We start from the raw sequence: 619 nt of genomic DNA on the forward strand, positions 1-619 counted from the left end.
ATAGTAGAATACGTTCCTAGAAAGAGTAATTCTACAGCCTCAACGCCCCATTAAGAGGCAAATGATTGTTGGCTAAAATAAGCGAGGCACGAGCAAATAGCCAACTGTTATTTGTCCTGCTTGAATGGCTTGTTAGGCATATTTTCACCCAACTTTCTTACTAGCGAATTTGGCACCATTATATTAAATAAATCCAAAGGGAGGAACTTACTTATATCTCGCATTGATTGTTCATGGGATTGAGTTGTTCCGTAACTAATACCAGGATAGTTTAAAGCTGTATTAGCAAAATAAGCGGCTTCCAGAAGTAATTCTCTAATATCAATTGAACCCATGTAAGTGGGAGGAACAAGCAAGCTTCCTATCGTAGTTCTTTGTAAATTTATTTGACCAATATAATAAGCTATTTCAGGATCGGTATCTTTACCATATTCAAATAAAAAAGCTGAACCCTCAGAATACCAATCCGTGTCTATAGCTACATCCCATGAGATCTCTCCTCGGCAAAGTTTTTCTGCCGCTTCGACTCCTTTTCTACTACCGGAATCTGGTATTAAATCCCAAATTCTTCGACAACATTCTAGAAGATATTTTTGAATAATTGTCATAGATTCAGGAT

1 protein-coding gene is annotated in these 619 nt (G+C 37.0%); it reads right to left on the reverse strand.

The genetic code is table 11. The features are described from left to right. Window positions 1–107 precede the first annotated feature (107 nt). Window positions 108–619 (reverse strand): hypothetical protein (locus tag GQR46_RS20370; protein WP_206009746.1); only part of this gene is annotated, 512 nt, incomplete at its 5' end.

This window comes from Pseudoalteromonas sp. Z1A6 (assembly GCF_011378745.1).
GTDB lineage: Bacteria > Pseudomonadota > Gammaproteobacteria > Enterobacterales > Alteromonadaceae > Pseudoalteromonas > Pseudoalteromonas arctica.